Source organism: Pseudomonas sp. SIMBA_068 (genome assembly GCF_046534705.1).
Lineage (GTDB): Bacteria > Pseudomonadota > Gammaproteobacteria > Pseudomonadales > Pseudomonadaceae > Aquipseudomonas > Aquipseudomonas putida.
In genome coordinates this window covers 1-240 of the sequence record NZ_JAWRYI010001491.1, presented here as the reverse complement: position 1 = coordinate 240, position 240 = coordinate 1, and the positions used below count along the sequence as shown (strand labels likewise).

Below are 240 nucleotides of genomic sequence, written 5' to 3'. Positions count from 1 at the left end.
GCCAGCCCTGCAGGCTGTAGAAGATCAGCAGCATCAGCACCAGGTCCGGTACGCCGCGGATCAAGGTGGTGTAGCAGGTCGCCGGGATCTGCAGCAGGCGCAGCGGCGAAAGCTTGGCCGCCGCCCCCAGCAGCCCCAGGAGCATGCTCACCAGCAGCGCCAGGGCGGAGAGTTTCAGGGTCATCCAGGCGCCGTGCAGCAACAGCGGCCCATAGCCTTGCAGGACCTCGAGGTCCAGGC

Annotated in this window: 1 protein-coding gene; it reads right to left on the bottom strand. The window is 67.5% G+C overall.

The annotated features are described in order from the left end of the window. The coding region (locus SB756_RS34610; RefSeq protein WP_410913823.1) for an ABC transporter permease subunit at positions 1–238 on the bottom strand (238 nt) is incomplete at its 3' end. Between the last annotated feature and the right edge of the window lie 2 nt (positions 239–240).